The organism is Streptomyces sp. NPDC048349 (assembly GCF_040651925.1).
Taxonomy (GTDB): Bacteria; Actinomycetota; Actinomycetes; order Streptomycetales; family Streptomycetaceae; genus Streptomyces.
In genome coordinates this window covers 34,347-57,603 of the sequence record NZ_JBEZLA010000050.1, presented here as the reverse complement: position 1 = coordinate 57,603, position 23,257 = coordinate 34,347, and the positions used below count along the sequence as shown (strand labels likewise).

The following is a 23,257-nucleotide window of genomic DNA, read 5'->3' as shown; positions in this document are numbered from 1 at the left end:
CCCCCGGGGGGCGTTGGCGGCGGGGGGGCCGGGGGCCCGCCCCCCGGCAGCGGCGGGGCGGGCGGGTGCGGCGGGCGGCGTCGCCGGGTCTGGGGCGGAGCCCGGGAGGCCGGGTCTGGGGCGGAGCACCGGCCGGGCCAGAGCCCCGTCGGCCCCCGGCGCGCGGCAGTGGCCCGCCGGGGGTGCCGCATGACGGTGCCCCCGCCCGGGCGGGGGCACCGGGAGGGCGGGCTAGCTCGCGTTGGTGTCGACGACCACGGTCCGTTCGGCCGGGGTCTTGCCGCGCAGGGCCTTGCCCAGGGCTCCGGCGACGTCCTGCGGGGTGACGGCGGTCTTGGCGCCGGTGCCCCGGGTGATCGTGACGCCGTCGAAGGTGTTCCCGTAGGTCTCCTTGAGGGCCTCCAGGTCGAACTTCTCGACCAGGTGGCCGTCGACGGGCTGCATGCTGAGGATCTTGGGCAGGGACTTGGCGCCGAAGGCGATGGACTTGCTGCCGATCTTGACCGTGGCGTTGGCGGACATCGCCGGTTCGGCGAACTCCTTCATGGCGCGGTTGAGTTCGGCCTCGTCGATGACGGGTGCCTTGGTGGTCACGGGCAGTTCGGCGACGGCCGCGTTGCCGGTGGCGACCATGTCGCGGAAGGCCTTGGTGACCTGGGCGACGGAGGCGTCGACGTCGAGGGTGGTGCCGGGGGTGCCCGGGACGGCCACGGCCTTGCCGGTGTCGAACTTGATGGTGCCCTCGGTGGCCGTACCGGCGGTGCCCGCGAGCTCCTGGAGCGCGACCTGCAGCTTCTCCTCGTCGACCGGCATCACGGCGTCCGCCTTGCGCTCGTTGCCGAGGAGGGAGCCGATCACGGTGACCGGGTTGTAGTCGCTGCCCGCGGCGTTGCGGACGGTGGTCTGGCTGTCCAGCGTCAGGCCGGCCTTCTCGGGCTTCAGCTCGACCTGCTTGCCGCCGACGCTGAGCTGGAGCGGGGCGGCGGCGCGCGAGCCGAAGGCCGTCTGGAGCTTGGCCACGGCCTCGTCGCGGCTGCCGCTGATGTCGACGCCGAGGACGGTGGTGCCCTTGGGGACGTCGGAGTGGTTGAGCAGCAGCCCGGCTCCGTAGGCCACGCCGAGCAGGAGCACGAGGCCGCCGCCGAGCAGGACCAGCTTGGAGCGGCCCTTCTTGGCGGGCTTGGCGTCCTTGGCAGCGGACTTGGGCTGCGCGGGCGCCGGGCGCGGGGCGGCGGGCCCGGGGGCCGGCACCGGGGTCGGCATCGGGCCCAGCGCGGGGTCCGTCGCCGGGTCGAGCTCGGGTCCGGGCCAGCGCGGGGCCTCTGCGGCCACCGGGCCGCCGACGGGGCCGCTCCCGAAGCCGGGGCCCGCGGTGGGTCCGGCCGGGACGCCGTCGCCCTGGCTGCCGTAGGCCGGGAACGCCTCGGTGACCGGGCCCGTGTCGTCCTGGCCGCCGGGGTACGCCGGGAAGCCCTGCGTCGACCCGACGCCGGGACCGCCGGGCGCCCCGGGACCGGGCGCCCCGGGACCGCCGGGCGCGCCGGGGCCGCCCGTGAGGGGGCCGTAGTCCGCGACCGGCGGGGGCGGGGTGCGCGGCGGCGCGAAGCCCGCGTCCGGCGCGGGCGCCGCCTGGGTGCGTACGGGCGGCGGCGGGTAGCCGGCGCCGGGCCCGGCCGCAGGCGGCGGGGTGGTCCCCGGAGCGGGCGCGGGAGCCGGGGCGGGGCGCGGAGCCGGATGCGGGGGCGCGGCCGGGCCGGGGGCCGGGGCACGCCCTGCCGCGGGGCCGGGCGGCGCAGTGGACGCCGGGGCGGGAGCGGGAACCGGGTTGGGCGCCTTGCGCGGCGCGAACCAGTTGCTGGCGGGCGCCTCGGGCTCGGCGGGGGCCTGGGGGGCGCGCGCGGGCTCCCGCTCGGCCTCGATCCGGGTCGGCTGCGGCCGCTGCGCCGACGGCGGCGCGGCCGCCCGGCCGGGCGCCGGCTCGGGCGCCTGCTGTGCGGGGGCCTGCGGCGCGGCCTCGGCCGCGTCGGAGGCAGGGCCCACGGCCTTGCGGACGACCACCGGCGGGATCGGCCGCGAACCCGGGATGTTGATCCGGATCCGGGTCGTCAGGGTGGTCTCGGTCTTGGGCCCGTCGGAGTCGGGCGTTGACGGCTTCGAGGTCACAGGGTTCTCCTCCGGGGCAGTCGCCGCGCCAGGCCCAGGTGGCACAGCCGTGGACGGATACTGGCCGGTTCCATACGGCGGTGTACCCGAGGGGTAGGCGGTTCCACCGCGCCCTGTGGGCCCGGAGGACGAACTGTCGGTTTCACGACTCAAGGCAGGTTCTCCCGGTTGGCTCCGCCGCCCGTCATACCGTGCGCGGGCAGCTCGGCGGCCCGTCCACCATACTGGCCGCCGCCCTCGCGCAACTGACCCCCAGGAATCAGAGATTCCTCATAGCGCCCGGCACGCCCCTCCGGAGCCGCCCGCGAGCCCTCGCGCGACGGGCTGGGCGGCCCCCTCTACGGAGTCCGACACCACGTCACTTGGCAGGCGGTGCGGCCGAAACCGGCCGATCCAGCGGACCGCGCATCGTGGCGCACATCACAGCGAAGACCGTTCCGCCCAAAAGGTAGACGTACATGCCGATTCCGGACGAACTCAGCAGGAAGTCCCCCTCGGGGCGCGGGACACCGAGCAGCACGTACGCCAGGAACCAGCCGGCCGCCGCCCCGCCCACGCCAAGTCCGGTGCCGAGCGCGATCCGTCCCCCCAGGAACAGCCCGAAGGCCGCGAGCACGGCGAGCAACAGCCCGCCGGGGAACCACAGGTCCACCACCAGCCAGCCGGCCATGCCGGTCAGCACTCCCAGGACCAACAGGCCCAGGCCGCCGGCGATCCGCGCCGGAGTCAGCGTCCCGGTCACGCCGCCACCCCCGCGAACAGGTCGCGCTCGCGCTCGCCCGCCGGTGCGCCCGGCCGGCCCGCGACGAGTTCGTAGTACTCGCGGGCGAACAGCGGCTGGGCCAGGTCGTTGGAGAGGGCGAAGAAGGGCCCGTCCACGGCGATCTGGGTGGCGTGGGCCCGCATGGCCGCCGCCTTCGCCGCGACGAGTTCCTCGGCGGCCCCGATCTCGGCGGTGATCTTCTCGTCGGGAACGACCCCCGGCACGTCCTCGGGCGAGGCGAGTTGCGGGAAGGGCGCCTCGGAGCCGGTGGCCGCGCGCAGCTCGGCGAAGCCCTCCTCGACCACCGAGCGCGGGACACGGTTCCAGTAGATCTTCCCGATCTCGTGCGGATCGCCCAGATCGCGCCGGTAGGCGGGCTCCGCGGCCAGTTCGGCGCCGCGCATGGCGACCCGGTGGGCCTGGATGTGGTCGGGGTGCCCGTAGCCGCCGTCCGGGTCGTAGGTGACCAGCACCTGCGGCCGTACCTCGCGGATCACCTCCACGAGGTGGGCGGCGGCCTCGTCCACGTCCGCGGACCAGAAGGCCTCGGGTCGGCGGTTCTGCGGGGCGCCCATCATCCCGGAGTCCCGGTAGCGGCCGGGGCCGCCGAGGAACCGGTGGTCGCTGACGCCCAGTTCCGCCATGGCGGCGGCCAGTTCGCCGACCCGGTGGGCACCGAGGCTGTCGTCCCGGTCGGCCGCCAAATGGGCGAGGCCGGGCGGGATGACCTCCCCCTCCTCGCCGAGGGTGCAGGTCACCAGGGTGACGTGGGCCCCCTCGGCCGCGTACTTGGCCATGGTGACGCCGTTGTTGATCGACTCGTCGTCCGGGTGCGCGTGCACGAGGAGCAGACGACGGGCGGGAAGACCGTTCATGGGCCTAGCCTACGAGGCACGGCTCAGAACTTGAGGCCACTGATCATGCTGGCCACGTTCGAAGTGAGCTGGCTGAGGGTCGGGGCGATGGTGGAGCTCGCCAGGTAGAAACCGAGCAGTACACAGACCACCGCGTGTCCCGCCTTCAGGCCCGACCTTCGGACCAGCAGGAATACGACGATCGCCAGCAGCACCACGGCCGAGATCGAGAGTGCCACGGCGTTTCACCTCCACGTCGAGCGGACATCGGTACGCGTATTGGGGCTCGGCGGACTCATACCCACCGTGCGCTACGGATCATAACTTTCCGTACCAGCGCATCGATCGAATTCCGGCAGCACGAGGGGCGCATGGCGCGCACGCGCGGGGGCACACGGGAGGCCGGCCAAAGGGGCGTACGCCCCTCCGGCCGGCTGTCGGCACCCGCACGGCCGCACGCGATCCAGGCTGCACGTCCCAGATCTCGGGGCAGAAACGGTCAAGTTGCCCGCGTGTAAACGGCGTTCGGACTGCGGCCGCGGTCGGGGCGCGGGATATGCCGGGGTGGCCGGAAATCATCGCCCGGCAGGGAAGAGCGGTTCGAGGGGCGAGACACCGGCCGGGACCCGGAACCGCTCAGGGGCCCTCGGCTTCCGGCGGGGAGGGGACGACGTGCTTCTCCGCCGCGAAGTGACAGGCCGACGGGTGCGCCGCCGGGCCGGACGGGAAGACCGCGGGGACCGCCAGCAGCGGCACCTCCACGGCGCACCTCTCCTGGGCCTTCCAGCAGCGGGTGCGGAAACGGCAGCCCGAGGGCGGGTTGGCCGGCGAGGGCACGTCGCCGGAGAGGATGATGCGCTCGCGGTGGGCCCGGGCCTCCGGGTCGGGCACCGGGACCGCCGACAGCAGGGCCTGGGTGTACGGGTGGGTCGGGTGCTCGTAGATCTGGGTGTCGGAGCCGATCTCCACGATGCGGCCCAGGTACATGACGCCGACCCGGTCGGAGATGTGCCGCACGATCGACAGGTCGTGCGCGATGAACACGTACGACAGGTCGAACTCGTCCTGCAGGCGCTCCAGCAGGTTGATCACCTGGGCCTGGACGGAGACGTCGAGCGCGGAGACCGGCTCGTCGGCGACGATGATCTCGGGCCGCAGGGCCAGACCGCGGGCGATGCCGATGCGCTGGCGCTGGCCGCCGGAGAACTGGTGCGGATAGCGGTTGATGTACTCCGGGTTCAGCCCGACCACGTCCAGGAGTTCCTGGACCTTGCGGCGCCGGTCGCCCTTCGGGGCCACCTCGGGGTGGATCTCGTACGGCTCCCCGATGATGTCGCCGACCGTCATGCGCGGGTTCAGCGAGGTGTACGGGTCCTGGAACACCATCTGGATGTTGCGCCGGACGGCCTTGAGGGCCTTGCCCGACAGCCTGGTGACGTCCTCGCCCTTGTACGAGATCGCGCCGGCCGTCGGCCGCTCCAGGTTGACCAGCATCTTGGCCACGGTGGACTTTCCGCAGCCGGACTCGCCCACGATGCCGAGCGTCTCGCCCGCGCGCAGGTCGAAGGAGACCCCGTCGACGGCCTTGACCGCCCCGACCTGCTTGCGGAAGACGATGCCCTGCGTCAGCGGGTAGTGCTTGACCAGGTCCTTCACTTCCAGCAGGGCTTCAGCCATGGAGGCACTCCTTCCAGAAGTGGCAGGCGCTCGTCCGCTCCTCGGGCGACTCGGTCACCTCGTACAGCGGCGGGACGTCGGTGCGGCACACGGCCTGCGCCATCGGGCAGCGCGGGTTGAAGGCACAACCGGGCGGGATCGCCAGCAGGTTCGGGGGCAGGCCCTTGATGGCGTACAGCTCCTGGCCCTTCTGGTCCAGGCGCGGGATCGAGTCCAGCAGGCCGCGCGTGTACGGATGGGCGGGCGCCTTGTAGATCTCGTGGACCGGGGCCGCCTCGACGATCCGGCCCGCGTACATGACGGCGATCCTGTCGGCGACGTCGGCGACCACACCCAGGTCGTGGGTGATCAGGATCAGGCCCATGTTGAGCTCGCGCTGGAGCTCGGCCAGCAGGTCCATCACCTGGGCCTGGACGGTGACGTCCAGGGCGGTGGTCGGCTCGTCCGCGATGATCAGCGAGGGCTCCAGGGCCAGCGCCATCGCGATCATGATGCGCTGGCGCATGCCGCCGGAGAACTGGTGCGGGTAGTCCCCCACGCGCTGCTTGGCGGCGGGGATCTTCACCCGGTCCATCAGCTCGACGGCCTTGCCCTTGGCGTCCTTGCGGGACATCCCGCGGTGGACCTCGTACATCTCGCCGAGCTGCGCGCCCACGCTGAGCACGGGGTTGAGGGAGGAGAGGGCGTCCTGGAAGATCATCGCCATCTCGGCGCCGCGGATCTTCCGCCGGTCCTCCTCCTTCATCTTCAGCAGGTCCCGGCCCTTGAAGAGGATCTCGCCGCCCGCGATCCGGCCCGGCGGCACGTCCAGGATGCCCATCACGGCCTGGGCGGTCACCGACTTGCCGGAGCCCGACTCGCCGAGCACGGCGAGCGTTTCGCCCTCGTCCACCGAGTAGTCGACGCCGTTGACCGCCTTCGCGACTCCGTCACGCGTCGTGAATTCCACGTGCAGGTCGCGGACTTCGAGCAGCATGTGCGGGGCTCCTCAGCGCAGCTTGGGGTCGAGGGCGTCGCGCACCGCGTCGCCGAGCATGATGAAGGCGAGCACGGTCACGCTGAGCGCGCCCGCCGGGTAGAGCAGCATGTGCGGGGCGTTGCGGATCTGCGAGGCCGCGTTGGAGATGTCGATGCCCCAGGAGACGGTGGGCGGGCGCAGGCCGACGCCGAGGAAGGACAGGGTGGCCTCCAGGGCGATGTAGGTGCCGAGCGCGATGGTGGCGACGACGATGACGGGCGCGACGGCGTTGGGTGCCACGTGCCGCAGCAGCATCCGGCCGTTGCCGGCGCCGAGCGCGCGGGCGGCCTGGACGTAGTCGTTCTGTTTGGCGGTGATCACCGCGCCGCGGGCGATGCGGGCGAGCTGCGGCCAGCCCAGCAGCACGATGAAGCCGACCACCGGCCAGACGGTGGTGCTGGTGACGACGGACAGGAAGACCAGGCCGCCGAGGATCACCGGGATGCCGAAGAAGATGTCGGCGACGCGCGAGAGCAGCGCGTCCCACCAGCCTCCGAAGAAGCCGGCGAGCCCGCCGAGCGCGGAGCCGAGCAGGGCGGCGCCGAGGGTGGCGCACACGCCCACGGTGATGGAGGCGCGGGCGCCGTAGACGGTACGGGTGTACACGTCGCAGCCCTGGGTGTCGTAGCCGAAGGGGTGGCCGGGGGAAGAGCCCTGCTGGGACTTGGACAGGTCGCACCTGAGGGGGTCCCCGCTCGCGATGAGCTGGGGCCAGATCGCGATGACGACGAGGAAGAGGATCAGCAGGGCGGAGACGAGGAAGACGGGGTTGCGGCGCAGCTGGTGCCAGGCGTCGGACCACAGCGAGCGGGCCTTCTCCTTGGGTCCGGGGCCGCCGGGGCCCGCGCCGAGGGTCTTCTCGAGGCTCTCCGCCTCTTCGAGGGCAAGGTCCATGGCTCCGCCCTGGCCGGTGGGGGACATCGCCTCGCGCGGGCGGGGGCCCACGGGGTCGTAGCCGTCGGGACTCTCGGGCTCAGGCATACCGGATCCTCGGGTCCAGGACCGCGTAGAGCAGGTCGACGAGCAGGTTCGCCAGCAGGAAGACGATGACGAGGATGGTCACGAAGCCGACCACGGTGGGGGCGTTGTTGCGCAGGATGCCCTGGTAGAGCTGGTAGCCGACGCCGTGGATGTTGAAGATCCGCTCGGTGACGATGGCGCCGCCCATCAGCGCGCCGATGTCGGTGCCGATGAAGGTGACCACGGGAATCAGGGAGTTGCGCAGCAGGTGGCGGGTGATGACCCTGCGCCGCGGCAGGCCCTTGGCCACGGCGGTGCGGACGTAGTCGGCCCTGACGTTCTCGGCGATGGAGGTGCGCGAGAGCCGGGTCACGTACGCGAGCGAGACGAGGGCGAGGACGATGCCGGGCAGGATCAGCTCGTCGAAGGGGGCGTCCGGGGAGACGGTGGGCCGCACCCAGCCCCACTTGACGCCGAAGAGGAACTGGAGCAGGTAGCCCGTCACGAAGGTGGGCACCGAGATGACGACGAGGGTCATCACCAGCACGGAGGTGTCGACGGCCTTCCCGCGGCGCAGGCCGCTGACCACGCCCAGGGTGATGCCGACGGCGATCTCGATGAGGATCGCGACGACGGTCAGCCGCAGGGTGACGGGGAAGGCCGTCGACATGAGCTCGGTGACCTTCTGGCCGTTGAAGGCCGTACCGAAGTCGCCCTGGAAGATCTGGCCCATGTAGTGGAGGTACTGCTCCCACAGCGGGCGGTCGAGGTAGAGGTCCTTGCGGATGCGCGCGGCGGTGGCCGGGTCGGGCGCCTTGTCCCCGAAGAGGGCCGCGACCGGGTCACCGAGCGCGTACACCATGAAGAAGATCAGGAACGTGCTGCCGATGAACACGGGGATCATCTGGAGCAGCCGCCGGATCACATAACGTCCCATGGACTGCTCCAGGATCGATCCGTCGGTGGGTCAGCTGACCTTGATCTGGTCGTAGACCGGCACGCTGAACTGGTTGAGCGCCACGTCCGAGATCCGCTCGGAGTGCCCGGCGCTGCCGTTCTGGTACCAGAGCGGGATCGACGGCATCTGCTCGGCGAGGATCTTCTCGGCGTCCTGGAAGGTGGCGGTCGCCTTGGCGGCGTCGCTCTCCTGGTTGGCCTGGTCGACGAGCTTGTCGAACTCCGGGTTGCTGAACTTGCCGTAGTTGGAGGAGGCGCCGGTGTAGTACAGCGGCTCCAGGAAGTTCTGGATCAGCGGGTAGTCGGCCTGCCAGCCGGAGCGGAAGGGGCCGGTGAGCTTGAAGCTGCTCTGCTGGTTGCGGAAGTCCGCGAAGGTGCCGACGGGGTTGACCGTGCAGACGGGGCCCTCGCCCAGCGCGTTGTTGATGCTGTTGCAGACGGCGTCCATCCAGTCGCGGTGCGAGCCGGTGTCCACGTTGGAGGTCAGCGTGACCTTGCCGCCGGGCAGTCCGCCGCCCTCCTGGATGAGCTTCTTGGCCTCGGCGGGGTCGTAGGTGCACGCCTCGCCGCAGGCGGTGGCCTTGAAGCCGCCCTTCTCGCCGAGGGCCGGGGAGGTCCAGTCCTTGGCGGGGGTGCGGGTGTCGCGGAAGATCTGCTTGGTGATCTCGTCGCGGTTGATCGCCATGGAGATGCCGCGGCGGACCTTCTCCGTGCCCTCCTTGCTCCACTGCGGGTCGTACAGCGGGAAGGTGAGCGTCTGGATGATCAGGGCCGGCTGGTTGATGTAGCGGTCGCCCAGGTCGTTCGCGACGTTCTTCAGCTGCTGCGCCGGGACGTCGTCGACGAGGTCGAGGTTGCCGGAGATCAGGTCGGTGTAGGCGGTGTTGTTGTCCGTGTAGACCTTGAGGTCCACGCCGCCGTTCTGCGCCTTGTCGTCGCCGGTGTAGCCGTCCCACTTGCGCAGCTTCATGCCGGTGCCCTTGGTGTACGACTCCACCGTGTAGGGACCGTTGCCGACGGGCTTGGCGAGCCAGCCGGCGTGGTCGGTGAAGAAGGCCTTGGGCAGCGGGGAGAAGGCCTGGTAGCCCAGGGTCTCGGGCCAGGTGGAGAACTTCTCCTTCAGGGCGACGGTGAAGGTCTTGGGGTCCTTGACGACCAGGCCCTTCATGGTCTTGGCCTTGGGGTCGCCGGAGGCCGGGTGCAGGTCCTCGTAGCCGACGATGTCCGAGAAGAACGGCGCGTTGTTCTGCTTGTTGCGCACGTCCGCCGCGTAGTTCCAGGCGTCCACGAAGGACTGGGCGGTGACCGGCTCGTCGTTGCTGAACTTCCAGCCGTCCTTCAGGGTGATCGTGAAGTTCTGGCTGTCGGTGGTCTCGAACTTCTCGGCGAGGAAGTTCAGGGCCTCGCCGGTCTTCGGGTCGTAGCGCTTCAGACCCCTGAACAGCATGTCCAGCACCTTGCCGCCCTGCACCTCGTTGGTGTTGGCGGGCTCCAGCGGGTTCTGCGGGTCACCCCAGGAGGAGCTGACGATCCCCGAGCCGTCGCCACCGCCGCCGCCGCCGTCGCTCCCGCCGCCGCAGGCCGTCGCCGCGAGGGCGACGGCCATCGCACAAGCGGTCCACTTGGCGTGGGTGGCTCCGCGCATGGAGTGCCTCCTATGGATCCCAAGACTCACTTAGGGGCCAATGTCACCCTATGAGGGGTCCCGCACACCCTTGGTTCGACCGATTGCACCCGCGCGTCCCCCGCCTGTCACCCCTGCGAGTGCAAAGGCAGCTCCCAGGTGTCGACGGCGTAGTGCAGGCCCATCCCGTGCGCCTCGTAGAGCGCGAGCGCGCCGGTTTCGTTGTGGACGTCCACGCCGAGGCCCACGGTGTCCCGGCCGCGCGCCGCGTAGGCCGCGAAGCCGTGGCGCAGCAGGAATCCGCCGATGCCGCGGCCGCGCAGGTGCTCCCGTACGCCGATGTGGCTCAGCCAGCCCATGCTCGTGCGGTCGTCGCGGGAGAGCAGCACGGCGATGTCGCCCTCGCCGGGCAGGGAGGCGATCCACACCAGGGACCAGTCGAGCCTGCGTGCGTCCAGGTGGTCCAACCAGGGCTCGTACGCGCGCTCCACGTGGCCGAAGTGCGCCGCGAAGGTCTCCTCGACCAGGGCGTGGGCGCGGTGGCGGTCGGACTCGTCGGCGGAGCAGTCGCGCAGGGTGAGCCCGGCGGGCGGGGCGGGGGGCAGGTCGGTGGCCGGGTGCACGGCGCGGGTCATGACCTGGTAGCGGCGCACGGAGCGGTAGCCGCGGCCGGTGAGCAGGGCGAGGTCGAGGGTGGGTTTGACGTTGAGCTGGAGCCGCAGCCGGCCCGCCCCGGCTCCGGCGGCCAGTTCGCGGGCCCGGGCCTCCATCAGCTCCAGCAGCCGCAGGGCGGCTTCCGGGTGGGCGGGCAGGACGTAGTGGTCCCCGTCGACGCGGCCGGGGCCGGAGTCCGTCCAGACGAGGGCGTAGGCGACGAGCCGGCCGTCCTGGAAGGCGAGCCAGGAGTCGGTGGCGAGGTCGACGTCGGGATGGTGGAGGTCGGCCTCCACGGTGCCGAGGTCGGTCTCCGGGCGGCCGATCTCGATCAGGTCGACGGCGTTGAGCAGGGCGCAGATGTCGGACGCGTCCCCGGGCCCGGCGGGCCGGACGGTCAGCATGGCGGTCATCGCCCCACTGTCGTCCCGCCCGGGCAGCGACCGCAACCGGCTTTCCCTGCGGGGGATTTCCCCCGGACGGGGGACCTCACCACCTGACCTTGGTGGTCCCGCAGGTGGTGGTGCCGTCGTAGCGGTGGCAGACCTTGACCTTGGCCTCGCTGTCGAGGATGCCGTAGTCCAGGTAGCCCTTGAAGCTGAACCAGCCCTGGGTGTTGCACTTCTCCACGAGCTTCTTCCGGCCGCCGATCTCCACCCAGTCGCAGCCCGCGACGTAGTTCTTGTTCAGCTGGCCCATCAGCCACACCCGGGTGTCACCTGCGCGTTCGTTCACGCTGTAGTCCCCGTGGGCGCGCGCGTTCGATCCTGCGCTGACGTCGAAGCGCCCCTTGGAGTCGGCGTGGGCGGGGGCGGCGGCGAAGGCGAGGAGGGTGAGTCCGGCGAGGGCGGACCGCAGGAGCAGGCGCATCGGATTCCTTGGTGTCGGGCCCCCCTTGACCTGGCGTCAGCTTCTCACGGCGGCGCGGGTGGTCCGGACGCGCGAACGGCCGGCCCCCGGCGCCGATGAGGGGCGCCGGGGGCCGGCCGTGGGTCGTGCGTGGTGCGGGTCAGACGGCCAGAACGGCCTTCTCCTCCGCGAAGTGGCACGCCGACTCGTGCGAGGCGAAGGTGTCCAGGCCCTTGAAGCGCTCCGGGATCGCCAGCAGCGGCTCCTCGGTGGCGCACTTGTCCTGGGCCTTCCAGCAGCGGGTGCGGAAGCGGCAGCCCGACGGCGGGTTGGCCGGGGACGGGACGTCGCCGGTGAGGATGATGCGCTCGCGGTGCTCGCGGACCTCGGGGTCCGGCACGGGGACCGCCGACAGCAGCGCCTGGGTGTAGGGGTGCGTCGGGTGGTCGTAGATCTGCGTGTCCGTGCCGATCTCGGCCATCTTGCCGAGGTACATGACGCCCACGCGGTCCGAGATGTGCCGGACGATCGACAGGTCGTGCGCGATGAAGACGTAGGACAGGTTGAACTCGTCCTGCAGCTTCTCCATCAGGTTGATGACCTGCGCCTGCACCGACACGTCGAGCGCGGAGACCGGCTCGTCGCAGATGATGATCTCCGGGTTGAGCGCGAGGCCGCGGGCGATGCCGATGCGCTGGCGCTGGCCGCCGGAGAACTGGTGCGGGTAGCGGTTGATGTACTCCGGGTTGAGGCCCACGACGTCCAGGAGTTCCTGGACCTTGCGGCGCCGGTCGCCCTTCGGAGCCACCTCGGGGTGGATCTCGTACGGCTCCCCGATGATGTCGCCGACCGTCATGCGCGGGTTCAGCGAGGTGTACGGGTCCTGGAACACCATCTGGATGTTGCGCCGGACGGCCTTGAGGGCCTTGCCCGACAGCTTGGTGATGTCCTGGCCCTTGTAGAAGACCTCACCGGAGGTGGCGCTCTCCAGGCTCATCAGGAGCTTGGCGACGGTGGACTTGCCACAGCCGGACTCGCCCACGATGCCGAGGGTCTCGCCCTGGTAGAGGTCGAAGGAGATCCCGTCGACCGCCTTGACCGCACCGACCTGCTTCTTGAACAGGATGCCCTGGGTCAGCGGGAAGTGCTTGACCAGGTTGCGGACCTGGAGGATCGGCTCGCGCTCGGTGACGTTCTTGGTGAGCTCAGCCATGGATCTGCTCCTTCCAGAAGTGGCACGCGCTGGTGCGGCCGGACAGCTCGGTGCCGTCCTGCGCGGTCACCTGGTGCAGGACCGGCACGTCGGTGCGGCAGATGTCCTGCGCCTTGGGGCAGCGCGGGTTGAAGGCGCAGCCCGAGGGGATGTTGAGCAGGTTGGGCGGCAGGCCCTTGATCGCGTAGAGCTCCTGGCCCTTCTGGTCCAGGCGCGGGATCGAGTCCAGCAGACCGCGGGTGTACGGGTGCGCCGGGTTCTTGTAGATCTCGTGGACCGGGGCGTTCTCGACGATCCGGCCGCCGTACATGACGGCGATCTTGTCCGCGACGTCGGCGACGACGCCGAGGTCGTGGGTGATCAGGATCAGGCCCATGTTCATCTCGCGCTGCAGCTCCGCGAGCAGGTCCATGACCTGGGCCTGGACCGTCACGTCGAGAGCCGTGGTGGGCTCGTCGGCGATGATCAGGTCGGGCTCCAGGGCCATCGCCATGGCGATCATGATGCGCTGGCGCATGCCGCCGGAGAACTGGTGCGGGTAGTCGCCCACGCGCGCCTTGGCGGCGGGGATCTTCACCCGGTCCATGAGCTCGACGGCCTTGGCCGTGGCGTCCTTCTTGGACATCCCGCGGTGGACGCGGAACATCTCGCCGAGCTGGGCGCCGACGGTGTGCACCGGGTTCAGCGAGGACAGCGCGTCCTGGAAGATCATCGCGATCTTCTGGCCGCGGACCTTGCGGAACTCCTCGGCCGGCAGCTTCAGCAGGTCGGTGCCCTGGAAGAGGATCTCGCCGGACGGGATCTTGCCGGGGGGCATGTCGAGGATGCCCATGATGGCCTGCGCCGTCACGGACTTGCCGGAGCCGGACTCGCCGAGGACGGCCAGGGTCTCGCCGGCGTTCACCGAGTACGAGACGCCGTTGACGGCCTTGGCGACACCGTCGCGGGTGTGGAACTCGACGTGCAGGTCGCGCACGTCGAGGAGCGGGCTGGTCTCCGGCGCCGAGCGGGGCGCGGGGACGTTCGAGGTCTTGTCGATGATGGTCAACGTACGCCCTTCCTCAGCGCAGCTTCGGGTCGAGGGCGTCGCGCACCGCGTCGCCGACCATGATGAACGCGAGCACCGTGATGCTCAGCGCGCCGGCCGGGAAGAGGAGCACGTGCGGGGCCTGGAGCCAGCGGACGGAGGCGTCGCTGACCATGAGGCCCCAGGAGATCTCCGGGGGCTGGACGCCGATGCCGAGGTACGACAGGGCCGCCTCGGCGGAGATGTACACACCCAGGCTGATCGCGCCGACCACGATGACGGGGGCGATGGCGTTCGGCAGGATGTGCCGGATCGTGATGCGCCAGGCGCCGGCACCGAGGGCGCGGGCGGCCATCACGTAGTCGTTGTTCTTGTTCTGCAGCACCGAGGACCGCATGATGCGGAAGATCTGCGGCCAGCCGAGGGTCGCCAGCACGACGGAGACCGTCCAGGCGTTGCCGGGCAGGGCCGACATGATCAGCATGCCGCCGAGGAGCAGCGGGAGCGCGAAGAAGATCTCGGCGAAGCGGGACAGCACGCTGTCGACGATGCCGCCGAGCCAGCCGGCCAGCAGGCCGAGGCCGCCGCCGACGATGATCACCAGCGAGGTGGTGACGACGCCGACGATCACGGAGTTGCGGGCCGCCCAGACGGTACGCGTGTAGACGTCGCAACCCTGGATGTCGAAGCCGAACCAGTGGTCCGCGCTCGGGGTCTTGAGCGAGTTCTGCAGGGTGCAGGCGGTGGCGTCGAACGGGCTGCCGTCGGTGAACCACTGCGGCACGGCCGACACGATCAGCATGCCCAGCACCAGCACGGTGCCGATCAGGAAGATCGGGTTGCGGCGCAGGTCGCGCATCGCGTCGGACCAGAGGCTGGCCTCGCGGTCCTTCTTCTTCTTGCCGTTGCCCTTGGTGACCGGGGCGCTCGCGGCGGGGGCTCCGGTGGTCTGGGTGTCGGTCAACTCATCCCCCACCGTAGTTGTGTCACGCATAGCGGATCCTCGGGTCGAGCACGGCGTACAGCAGGTCCACCAGCAGGTTGGCGACGAGGTAGATGAGGACCAGGAGCGTCACACCGCCGACGACGACGGCGCCCTGCTTGAGGTACACGGACTGGGCGAGCAGACCGCCGAGGCCGTGGATGTTGAAGATGCGCTCGGTGATGACCGCGCCGCCCATGAGGCCACCGAGGTCGGCGCCGAGGAAGGTGACGATCGGGATGAGCGCGTTGCGCAGCGCGTGGCGCACGACGACGCGGCGGCGGGGCAGGCCCTTCGCGGTCGCCGTGCGGACGTAGTCCGCGCGCATGGTCTCCATCAGGCTGGTCCGCGTCAGGCGGGCGACGTAGGCCAGCGAGGTCGACGCGAGGACGAAGGCCGGGAGGAGGTAGGCACGGATGCCGTCGGCCTCGTTGAAGGAGACCGGGAAGAAGTCGATGCCCCAGGCCTCCTTGAGCTCCACGCCGAGCGTCAGCTGCAGCACGAAGCCGGTGACGAAGACGGGGATGGAGATGACCATCAGGGTGGAGAGCAGCACCAGCTGGTCGAGGAACTTGCCCCGGCGCAGTGCGGCCATGACGCCGGCGAGGACGCCGACGACGGCCTCCATGGCGAAGGCGATGAGGCCGAGGTTCACCGTGTACGGGAACGCTTCGCTGATGAGGTCGATCACCTTGCGTCCGGTGAGGGTTTCACCGAGGTCGCCCTGGAAGACGTTGCTGATGTAGTTCCAGTACTGCATCAGGAACGGGTCGTCGAGGTGGTACTTCTCGCGCAGCATCGCCGCGACGAGCGGGTCGGCCTTCTTGTCACCCGCGAGGAGCTGAATCGGGTCGGCTCCGGGCATGTGGAAGGTCAACGTGTAGATCAGGAAAGTGGCACCGAGCAGAACAGGGATCGCCTGTATGAGTCGGCGGATGAGGTAGCGGCCCATCAGACCTCCAGCAGAAGAGCAGGGGGAAGGGGCAGGCAGACGGAAACCTGATTCCGCCTGCCCGCCCCCGTTGTCCCCTTGGTGTGAAGAAGGGTGTTAGTTGAGCTCGACCTTGGCCAGGTCCATGCGGCCCTGGGCGTCGATCTCAACGTTCTTCACGGACTTGGAGTAGGCCGAGGAAGACATGTAGGTGAAGACCGGGATGTACGGCAGGTCCTTGATGATGATGTCATCGGCCTGCTGGTACAGCTTGAGGCCCTCAGCCGGGTCGGTCGCCTTGTCGGCGTTGTCCATGAGGGTCTCGAACTCCTCGTTGACGTAGGCACCGTAGTTGGAGCCGTTGTCGATCGCGATCTTGGAGAAGATCGGACGGAGGTAGTTCTCGGCCGCCGGGTAGTCCATGGACCACGCCATGCGGAAGGCGCCCTTGTACTTCTGGTCGCCCAGCTCGGTCAGCATGTCGCCGAACTTGGTGAACGGCTTGGCGGTGACCTCGAGGCCGAGGTTCGCCTTCAGCTGGTTGGCGACGGCCTCGATCCACTCCTTGTGGCCGCCGTCGGCGTTGTAGCCGAGCTCCAGCTTGTTGCCGGGGATGCCGCCGGCCTGGGTGTAGAGCTCCTTGGCCTTGGTCGGGTTGTAGGTACCGACCTCACCCAGGGCGCCCTTGCGGTAGCCGGGGATGATGGGGCTGATGAAGTCGTCGGCCGGCTTGCGGGTGCCGTTGAAGATGGTCTTCGTGATGGCTTCCCGGTCGATGGCCATCGAGATCGCCTTGCGGATCTCGACCTTGCCGAACGCCTCGGGGTTCGTCTTCAGCGGGAGACCGATGTAGCCGACGCCCGACTCCGGCTTGTACAGGTAACGGTCGCCGAACTCCTGGGAGACGGTGGCCATCGCCGAGATCGGGAGCTTGTCGACGATCTGGATGGTGTCGGCGCGAAGGTCGTTGTACGCCGTGTCCAGGTTGTCGTAGATCTTGAAGGTGACGCCCTCGAGCTTGGCGCGACCCTCGGCCGGGTACTTGTCGTACCGCTTGATCTTGATCTGCTTGTTGTGCTCCCAGGCGCCGTCCATCTGGAACGCACCGTTGCCGATCGGGGCCTCGCCGAACTTCTTCGGGTCGGCTTCGAAGGCCTTGGGCAGCGGGTAGAAGGCGTTGTAGCCCAGCATGGTCTTGAACTGGGAGAACGGAGCCTTCAGCGTGACGGTGAAGGTCTTCTCGTCGACGACCTTCAGACCCTTGAGCTCGGTGGCGGTGGGCTTCTTGTCCTTGCCCGGCGCCAGCTCCTCGGAGCCCTCGATCTTGTCGTAGAACGGCAGGCCCTCGGCCGCGTTGTCCTGGTTGGCACCCCAGTTCCAGGCGCGGACGAACGACTGCGCGTCGACCTTCTCGCCGTTGTGGAAGGTGTAGCCGTCCTTGAGCTTGATCGTCCACGTCTTCGAGTCCGTGGTGTCGATGGACTCGGCGACCGCGTACTTCGGCTCGTTGGTCTTGTTGTCGTACTCGACCAGACCGGTGAAGAGCGCGTTGAGGACCTCAGCGCCTTCGGACTCGGCGGTGTTCTGGCCCACGAGACCGTGCTGCGGCTCGCCGAGCACCACGGTGATGTTTCCACCGGACTTGCTGCCGGCCTCGTCCTTGCTGGTGCTGCAAGCCGTGGCAGCCATCGCCACGATGACGGCACCCGCGACCCACTTGGCGCTCGTTGCTCCGCGCATGGGTAATTGCCTCCTCAGGAGTCACTGTCGATACGTGAAGGGCCCGGTGTCCGCTGACACCCCTGACAGCAGAATTCCGGCCCCATCGTGTGTGCTCGTGAGTCGGCGCTCCCCACAGCGCGTGACCCATTGACCCGAGCTCAATGGAGCCATCCTCAGGGACTCCTAGACCGTAAACCACACTTAAGTGGTCTCGTTTTCACAACATCACCCCATGTCGAAAACCCGAAATCCGGACAAACGGATAGGAGACAGACACGTGCGAAACGGACGGTTAGCTCACCTTCCGGAGTGTCACGGTCGGTATGCGGACACCTGAACCCATAAATCCGCTTGACAAACGGGAACGGCACGACGTTCTGTCAACGGGCCGTCAGAAGGCGGGGCCGCGCGGCCCATCCCGTTGCCGCGCTCGGCAGGCAGGCCGGCCGCGAGCCGTCCCGCAGGGGGTGAGGGCGGCGCCGTGGCGGCCGGCGGTTTGCGAGAGCAGGGCCCGGCCGACGTGCGAACGGACGCGAACGAGCCCGGCCCCGCACGGATTTCCGTGCGGGGCCGGGCTGTGAGCCGCTGCGACTCGGGCGCCTACTTGGCGGACTTGGCGCGCGACGCGGTGCGCGAGCGCTCCTTCTGGTCCAGGACGACCTTGCGGATGCGGACGGCCTCCGGGGTCACCTCGACGCACTCGTCGTCGCGGCAGAACTCCAGGGACTGCTCCAGGGAGAGCTTGCGCGGCGGGATCACGTTCTCCGTGTTGTCCGCCGAAGCCGCACGCATGTTGGTGAGCTTCTTCTCCTTGGTGATGTTCACGTCCATGTCGTCGGAGCGCGAGTTCTCGCCGACGATCATGCCCTCGTACACCTCGGTGCCGGGCTCGGTGAACAGGACGCCGCGCTCCTGGAGGTTGATCATCGCGAACGGCGTGACCGCGCCGGCGCGGTCGGCGACCAGCGAGCCGTTGTTGCGGGTGACCAGCGGGCCGAACCACGGCTCGTGGCCCTCGTGGATGGAGTGGGCGATACCGGTACCGCGGGTGTTCGTCAGGAACTCCGTGCGGAAGCCGATGAGGCCGCGGGACGGGACGACGAACTCCATGCGGACCCAGCCGGAGCCGTGGTTCGACATGTTGTCCATGCGGCCCTTGCGGACGCCCATGAGCTGCGTGACGGCGCCCATGTGCTCCTCGGGGACGTCGATCGTCATGCGCTCGACCGGCTCGTGCACCTTGCCGTCGATCTCCTGCGTGACGACCTGCGGCTTGCCGATGGTCAGCTCGAAGCCCTCACGGCGCATCTGCTCGACCAGGATGGCGAGCGCGAGCTCACCACGGCCCTGGACCTCCCAGGCGTCCGGACGCTCGGTGTCGAGGACGCGCAGCGAGACGTTACCGATGAGCTCGCGGTCGAGGCGGTCCTTGACCTGGCGCGCGGTGACCTTGCGGTCCTTGACGGCGGACTTGGCGTCCGCGCCCTTGCCCGTGCCGCCGCGGCCGACCATCGGGGAGGTGTTGGTACCGATGGTCATGGAGATCGCCGGCTCGTCCACCGAGATCAGCGGCAGGGCGATCGGGTTCTCCGGGTCGGCCAGGGTCTCGCCGATCATGATGTCGGGGATACCGGCGACCGCGCAGATGTCACCCGGGCCCGCCACCTCGGCCGGCTTGCGGGTGAGCGCCTCGGTCATCATCAGCTCGGTGATGCGGACGTTGGAGATCGAGCCGTCACGCTTGATCCACGCGACCGTCTGGCCCTTGCGCAGCTCGCCCTGCTCCACGCGGAGCAGCGCGATGCGGCCGAGGAAGTTGTCGGCGTCCAGGTTGGTGACGTGCGCCTGGAGGGGGGCCTCCTCGTCGTACACCGGGGCCGGGACGTGCTCCAGGATGGTGGAGAAGAACGGCTCGAGGTTGTCGCTGTCCGCGGGGACGGTGCCGTCCTCGGGCTTGGTCAGCGAGGCCACGCCGTCACGGCCGCAGGCGTAGACGATCGGGAACTCGATCTGGTCCTCGTCCGCGTCCAGGTCGAGGAAGAGGTCGTACGTCTCGTTGACGACCTCGTCGATCCGGGAGTCCGGGCGGTCGGTCTTGTTGATGCACAGGATGACCGGCATCTTCGCCTGCAGGGCCTTGCGCAGGACGAAGCGGGTCTGGGGCAGCGGACCCTCGGAGGCGTCCACCAGCAGAACGACGGCGTCCACCATCGACAGACCGCGCTCGACCTCACCACCGAAGTCGGCGTGGCCGGGGGTGTCGATGATGTTGATCGTGATCGGGGCCCCGCCGTCCTTGGGGTGATACTTCACCGCCGTGTTCTTGGCGAGGATCGTGATGCCCTTCTCACGCTCCAGGTCGTTCGAGTCCATCATGCGGTCGTCGAGCTGCTGGTGGGCGGCGAAGGCACCGGCCTGCTTGAGCATGGCATCGACGATGGTCGTCTTGCCATGGTCGACGTGGGCGACGATGGCGACGTTACGGATGTCGTGGCGCGTGGGCACTTCGGCGCTTCTCCCGGGATCGTGGATGGCGTCGCGTACGGCCTGGCACGCGCGCCTCGGCCGGGCGAAAACCTGCCACGGCCTTACCCCATGGTACGTCGCGCGGCGGGAACCGCCCGCCGGGGGGTCTGTCAAGAGGCCGGACGAATGAGGGTGGCCGCGTGCCGGGTGGGGGGCAGCGGCCGTCGTTCCTGCCGGTATTCATGCGGGTCAACGGGTATCCACGACCTTGCCCGCCGGAGATCCGGCGGGCAAGGGACTTGAGTCACATCTGAGCTTGGAAGCCGGCGGTCAACCTGACAGGCACCGCTTTGTCACCACTTCTTCGCCCACGGTCCTCCCGGGGCTACTTCTTCTTGTCCTTGGCCGTCGAGGGCTTCTTCCAGCCGATGTCCTGGAACCGCGGGGTCGCGAGCCCGAAGGCGCCGGCGTTGACCAGGGACGGCTTGACGGCCACCAGCTCCGGGCGCTGGTAGAGGGGGACGGAGCCGGCGGCGGCCCAGATCCTGGCGTCCGCCTTGCGCATCAGCTCGCGGGCCTGCTCCTCGTCCAGCTCGCCGGCCGCCTGGTCGAAGAGCTGGTCGATGTGGTCGGTGCCGACCCGTGTGTAGTTCTGTTCGACGAGGAGCGAGCCGTCGGCGGCCGGCTCCGGCTTGGCGAAGATCGGCCGGGCGTCGGTGGCCGGGTAGGCGGTCGCGGGCCAGGAGTAGAGCGCCAGGTCGTACTGGCCCGAGGCGATGTGGTCCTTGAAGAAGCTCTCGTCGGCCACCTTCTTGATCTCGGTGTTCACCCCGACCTTCCGGAGCATCTGGGCGATCCGCTCGCCGACCGCGCGCAGCGCCTCCGATCCGGGGCCCGCCGGGAGCACGAAGCGCAGGTTGAGGGGCTTGCCGTCCTTGGCCAGCATCGCGCCGGAGGTGCGGGCGGCCTGCTTGGCCGGGGCCGGGGTGCCCTTGGCGGGATCGGCCGGCTTCTCGGCGGCCTCGCCGTCCTTGGCGTCCTCGCCGTCCTCGCCGTCCTCGGCGTCCTTGCCGTCCTCGCCGTCCTTGCTGTCGTCCACGGTGCCCACCGCGGCGGCCTGGGTCCGCAGGAAGGCCTCCTGCCGGGCCGCGAACGGCCCGGGGGCGAGTACCGGGGACGGCCGGTCCTGGGCCGCGCCCGGGCCGCCGGGCGCGAAGGCGTCGGCGTCGACGATCTCGCCGTCGGGGGCGTACGCCGCACCCGCGGGCAGGGCGCCGTGCGCGCCGCCGAGATCGCCGTTGCGCTCGTCGTCCTGGCCGACGATGTAGAGGCCGTCGTTGCCGGTGCCCGGGCCCTGGGGGGTCTTCGCGTCGTCCTGGGGCGCGCTCTGCGGTCCCGCCTTGGCGCCCTCCGGTTCGGTGATCTTGCCGCCGCGGCGCCAGCCGGCGTCCGCCAGGAGGGCCTGGGCCGCCTTGGTGTCCTGGCCGCCCAGCGCGCCGCTGTTGTCGGCGTACGCCTGCTGCCCGGCCAGTGCCACGTGGCTGCCGACCGGCTTCGCGGGCAGGCCGAGCGGCTTGAGGACGATCTCGGCCAGCTCCTGGCGGTTCAGGGCCCGGGCCACCGCCCGGCGCACCCGCTCGTCCGACAGCGGACCGGCGGCGCCGTTCATCGCGAGCTGCGTGTAGGCCGGTTCCAGGGACTTGCGGACGGTGAAGCCGCGCAGGGCCGGCTGCTCCTCGGCGTACCGCCTGACCGACGCGACGTGCTTCTTGCGGGCCTCCGTCTCCGCCAGGGCCTTCTCCTCGTCCGCCCCGAAGGCGATCGCCCAGGACAAGGTGGCCTCGGCCGCGGTCATCGAGGCGCCGGGACCGTGGGCCGGGGCCCCGGCCGCGCCCGGGCCGCCCGCCCCGCCCTGCTTCGCCTCCCGGTGGGCGAGCGCGATCCGGTCGGCTCCGGAGCGGTCGATCTCCGCCAGATCGACCTTCCCGGCGGCCAGCGCCGCCGGACGCTCCGCCCGGGGCACCGCCGTCAGCACCAGGCTGTCCAGCTTGGCCGGCCGGCCCCACCAGCGCGGGTTGCGGGTCAGCGCCGCGGTGCCGCTCTTCTTGTCGATCGCCCCGAGGCCGAAGGGTCCGGCGGTGACCTTGAGGGCGCCGCGGGCCCCTTCGTTGAAGGCTTCCGGGGTGGCGGTGATCTGCTTGGGGTACAGGGGGCTGAACAGGGAGCGCCAGTCGGCGTACGGCTTGGCGAAGGTGACCTTGACCTCGAGGTCGGTCTTGCCCCGTTCGATCTTCTCGATCCGCTCGTAGCCGGCGTTGCGGGCCGTCCAGAACGCCGAGTCCTTGCCGTTCAGCGCCCGCCACTGCGCGACGAAGTCGGGGGCGCCGATCTCGCGCCCGTCGCTCCACACCGCCTGCTGGTTCAGCTTGTACAGGACGACCTGCTTGGGCTCCCGCTCGACGACCTCGGCCTTCTCCAGGTAGTCGGGATTGGCCACCGGCCGCCCCTTGGCGTCCAGCACGAACAGCTGCGGCAGCACGGCCCCCGCGATCCGGGTCGTGGTGGCGTCCGCGTCGGCCTGGAAGGTGTTCAGGGTCTGCGGCAGCGAGTCCACCGCCCAGCGCAGCACACCACCGTCGGCGACCTTGTCGCGCGCGGTCGCCGCGATGTCCGGTCCGGCGGCGGCCGGCCCGCCCTCGTCGTCGCCCGCGCCGCAGCCCGTGAGGAGCGGCAGTGCGAGGACTCCCGAGGTCAGGAGCGCCAATGACCTGCGCCTTCTCTGGGACATGGGTGGTACCTCCGGGGCGGGGCGTGGGGGAAGCATGATCACGTTCGGCGGTATATGGAGCTGATCACACCGGTTGCCGGAACCCACTGAAATCCACGCCCCGCCGCACCCCCCGCAGCCGCCTCGCGCCACGCCGCGAACCCCACCCGTGCGGACCAATCCCCCGTGCGCGCCGAAGCGCGTTCCCTCGGAAGAGGGATGACAATGGGGTCCAGGGAGGGGCGCACAGATCACGCCTGCGCGCCCGCAATCGCTGCACGTCCCTTCACAACCGGGGACGTGAAGGGCGACACTGCCAGGCGCACATGAGCGTTGCCACCGCACCCTGCGGAAGTGAGGGCAAGAATCATGTCCCTGCAAGACGATCTCAATGCCGTACGGCGCAACCTGGACGAGCTGACGCGCAAGGTCGAGCAGCTGGAACAGCAGGCCAAGCGGCAGGCTCCGGCGGGCCCGCGGACCGGCTCCGCCCCGCCGGACCCGTCACGGATGGTGACGGTTCCCGACACGCCGTACGACAGCTCGCTGTGGACGGACACCGACGACGAGGGCCTGGGCGCCCGCGACCGTCGCGCCCCCTGAGGGCCCCCGCCCCCGCGAGCACCCCGT

At 70.1% G+C, this 23,257-nt stretch carries 19 protein-coding genes; 1 reads left to right on the top strand and 18 read right to left on the bottom strand.

Going from position 1 to position 23,257, the window contains the following annotated elements:
• Positions 1–231 precede the first annotated feature (231 nt).
• The 18 genes from AB0D44_RS25040 to AB0D44_RS24955 all read right to left on the bottom strand — a co-directional run bounded on the left by AB0D44_RS25040 (position 232) and on the right by AB0D44_RS24955 (position 22,648).
• Entirely contained in the window at positions 232–2,163 is a 1,932-nt protein-coding gene (locus AB0D44_RS25040) for a peptidoglycan binding domain-containing protein (RefSeq protein WP_362594872.1), read from the bottom strand.
• A gap of 358 nt (positions 2,164–2,521) precedes the next feature.
• A complete protein-coding gene (locus AB0D44_RS25035; protein ID WP_362594870.1) occupies positions 2,522–2,905 on the bottom strand; it encodes a DUF6113 family protein in 384 nt (127 codons plus the stop codon).
• Positions 2,902–3,801 carry an N-acetyl-1-D-myo-inositol-2-amino-2-deoxy-alpha-D-glucopyranoside deacetylase gene (gene mshB / locus AB0D44_RS25030; protein ID WP_362594868.1) on the bottom strand — a complete coding sequence of 300 codons (900 nt, stop codon included), beginning with the start codon at positions 3,799–3,801 and terminating at the stop codon, positions 2,902–2,904. Before mshB ends, AB0D44_RS25035 begins: the two co-directional genes overlap by 4 nt.
• Positions 3,802–3,824: 23 nt before the next feature.
• A complete protein-coding gene (locus AB0D44_RS25025) occupies positions 3,825–4,019 on the bottom strand; it encodes a hypothetical protein (RefSeq protein WP_053677094.1) in 195 nt (64 codons plus the stop codon).
• Between the two features lie 397 nt (positions 4,020–4,416).
• Entirely contained in the window at positions 4,417–5,457 is a 1,041-nt protein-coding gene (locus AB0D44_RS25020; protein WP_362594866.1) for a dipeptide ABC transporter ATP-binding protein, read from the bottom strand.
• The gene (locus AB0D44_RS25015; RefSeq protein ID WP_362594864.1) at positions 5,450–6,433 is read right to left on the bottom strand and encodes an ABC transporter ATP-binding protein; all 984 of its coding nucleotides are present in this window, start codon (positions 6,431–6,433) and stop codon (positions 5,450–5,452) included. Before AB0D44_RS25015 ends, AB0D44_RS25020 begins: the two co-directional genes overlap by 8 nt.
• A 12-nt stretch (positions 6,434–6,445) precedes the next feature.
• Positions 6,446–7,456, bottom strand: coding sequence for an ABC transporter permease (locus AB0D44_RS25010; RefSeq protein WP_362594862.1), 1,011 nt, complete (start codon positions 7,454–7,456; stop codon positions 6,446–6,448).
• Entirely contained in the window at positions 7,449–8,372 is a 924-nt protein-coding gene (locus AB0D44_RS25005) for an ABC transporter permease (RefSeq protein WP_362594860.1), read from the bottom strand. Before AB0D44_RS25005 ends, AB0D44_RS25010 begins: the two co-directional genes overlap by 8 nt.
• Before the next feature lie 30 nt (positions 8,373–8,402).
• A complete protein-coding gene (locus AB0D44_RS25000; RefSeq protein WP_362594858.1) occupies positions 8,403–10,037 on the bottom strand; it encodes an ABC transporter substrate-binding protein in 1,635 nt (544 codons plus the stop codon).
• A gap of 107 nt (positions 10,038–10,144) precedes the next feature.
• Entirely contained in the window at positions 10,145–11,083 is a 939-nt protein-coding gene (locus AB0D44_RS24995) for a GNAT family N-acetyltransferase (RefSeq protein ID WP_362594856.1), read from the bottom strand.
• 76 nt (positions 11,084–11,159) lie between these two features.
• Entirely contained in the window at positions 11,160–11,540 is a 381-nt protein-coding gene (locus AB0D44_RS24990) for a hypothetical protein (RefSeq protein ID WP_362594854.1), read from the bottom strand.
• 139 nt (positions 11,541–11,679) lie between these two features.
• Positions 11,680–12,732, bottom strand: a complete 1,053-nt coding sequence (locus AB0D44_RS24985; protein ID WP_362594852.1) for a dipeptide ABC transporter ATP-binding protein — start codon at positions 12,730–12,732, stop codon at positions 11,680–11,682.
• Positions 12,725–13,780, bottom strand: coding sequence for an ABC transporter ATP-binding protein (locus AB0D44_RS24980; RefSeq protein WP_362594850.1), 1,056 nt, complete (start codon positions 13,778–13,780; stop codon positions 12,725–12,727). The genes AB0D44_RS24985 and AB0D44_RS24980 overlap by 8 nt, the downstream gene beginning before the upstream one ends.
• A gap of 13 nt (positions 13,781–13,793) precedes the next feature.
• Positions 13,794–14,753 (bottom strand): ABC transporter permease, encoded by a 960-nt coding sequence (locus AB0D44_RS24975; RefSeq protein WP_362594849.1) that lies wholly within the window; start codon positions 14,751–14,753, stop codon positions 13,794–13,796.
• Complete coding sequence (locus AB0D44_RS24970; protein WP_362594848.1) at positions 14,746–15,693, bottom strand: ABC transporter permease; 948 nt, start codon at positions 15,691–15,693, stop codon at positions 14,746–14,748. The genes AB0D44_RS24975 and AB0D44_RS24970 overlap by 8 nt, the downstream gene beginning before the upstream one ends.
• Before the next feature lie 96 nt (positions 15,694–15,789).
• Positions 15,790–17,412, bottom strand: coding sequence for an ABC transporter substrate-binding protein (locus AB0D44_RS24965; RefSeq protein WP_362594846.1), 1,623 nt, complete (start codon positions 17,410–17,412; stop codon positions 15,790–15,792).
• A gap of 582 nt (positions 17,413–17,994) precedes the next feature.
• On the bottom strand, positions 17,995–19,899 hold the full coding sequence (gene typA / locus AB0D44_RS24960) for a translational GTPase TypA (RefSeq protein WP_362594844.1): 1,905 nt from the start codon (positions 19,897–19,899) through the stop codon (positions 17,995–17,997).
• A 346-nt stretch (positions 19,900–20,245) separates the two neighbouring features.
• A complete protein-coding gene (locus tag AB0D44_RS24955) occupies positions 20,246–22,648 on the bottom strand; it encodes an ABC transporter substrate-binding protein (protein ID WP_362594842.1) in 2,403 nt (800 codons plus the stop codon).
• 348 nt (positions 22,649–22,996) lie between these two features.
• Between AB0D44_RS24955 and AB0D44_RS24950 the strand changes: the two genes are divergently transcribed.
• Positions 22,997–23,230, top strand: a complete 234-nt coding sequence (locus AB0D44_RS24950) for a hypothetical protein (protein ID WP_362594840.1) — start codon at positions 22,997–22,999, stop codon at positions 23,228–23,230.
• Positions 23,231–23,257: the final 27 nt, after the last annotated feature.

What these genes read in the sequence shown, in the direction of transcription:
- AB0D44_RS25005 (WP_362594860.1), bottom strand. Translation starts at nt 8,372, where the DNA reads ATGGGACGTTATGTGATCCGGCGGCTGCTCCAGATGATCCCCGTGTTC.
- AB0D44_RS24985 (WP_362594852.1), bottom strand. Translation starts at nt 12,732, where the DNA reads ATGGCTGAGCTCACCAAGAACGTCACCGAGCGCGAGCCGATCCTCCAG.
- AB0D44_RS24950 (WP_362594840.1), top strand. Translation starts at nt 22,997, where the DNA reads ATGTCCCTGCAAGACGATCTCAATGCCGTACGGCGCAACCTGGACGAG.
- AB0D44_RS24970 (WP_362594848.1), bottom strand. Translation starts at nt 15,693, where the DNA reads ATGGGCCGCTACCTCATCCGCCGACTCATACAGGCGATCCCTGTTCTG.
- AB0D44_RS24995 (WP_362594856.1), bottom strand. Translation starts at nt 11,083, where the DNA reads ATGACCGCCATGCTGACCGTCCGGCCCGCCGGGCCCGGGGACGCGTCC.
- AB0D44_RS24955 (WP_362594842.1), bottom strand. Translation starts at nt 22,648, where the DNA reads ATGTCCCAGAGAAGGCGCAGGTCATTGGCGCTCCTGACCTCGGGAGTC.
- AB0D44_RS24990 (WP_362594854.1), bottom strand. Translation starts at nt 11,540, where the DNA reads ATGCGCCTGCTCCTGCGGTCCGCCCTCGCCGGACTCACCCTCCTCGCC.
- AB0D44_RS24975 (WP_362594849.1), bottom strand. Translation starts at nt 14,753, where the DNA reads ATGCGTGACACAACTACGGTGGGGGATGAGTTGACCGACACCCAGACC.
- AB0D44_RS24965 (WP_362594846.1), bottom strand. Translation starts at nt 17,412, where the DNA reads ATGCGCGGAGCAACGAGCGCCAAGTGGGTCGCGGGTGCCGTCATCGTG.
- AB0D44_RS25000 (WP_362594858.1), bottom strand. Translation starts at nt 10,037, where the DNA reads ATGCGCGGAGCCACCCACGCCAAGTGGACCGCTTGTGCGATGGCCGTC.
- AB0D44_RS25020 (WP_362594866.1), bottom strand. Translation starts at nt 5,457, where the DNA reads ATGGCTGAAGCCCTGCTGGAAGTGAAGGACCTGGTCAAGCACTACCCG.
- AB0D44_RS25015 (WP_362594864.1), bottom strand. Translation starts at nt 6,433, where the DNA reads ATGCTGCTCGAAGTCCGCGACCTGCACGTGGAATTCACGACGCGTGAC.
- AB0D44_RS25010 (WP_362594862.1), bottom strand. Translation starts at nt 7,456, where the DNA reads ATGCCTGAGCCCGAGAGTCCCGACGGCTACGACCCCGTGGGCCCCCGC.
- mshB (WP_362594868.1), bottom strand. Translation starts at nt 3,801, where the DNA reads ATGAACGGTCTTCCCGCCCGTCGTCTGCTCCTCGTGCACGCGCACCCG.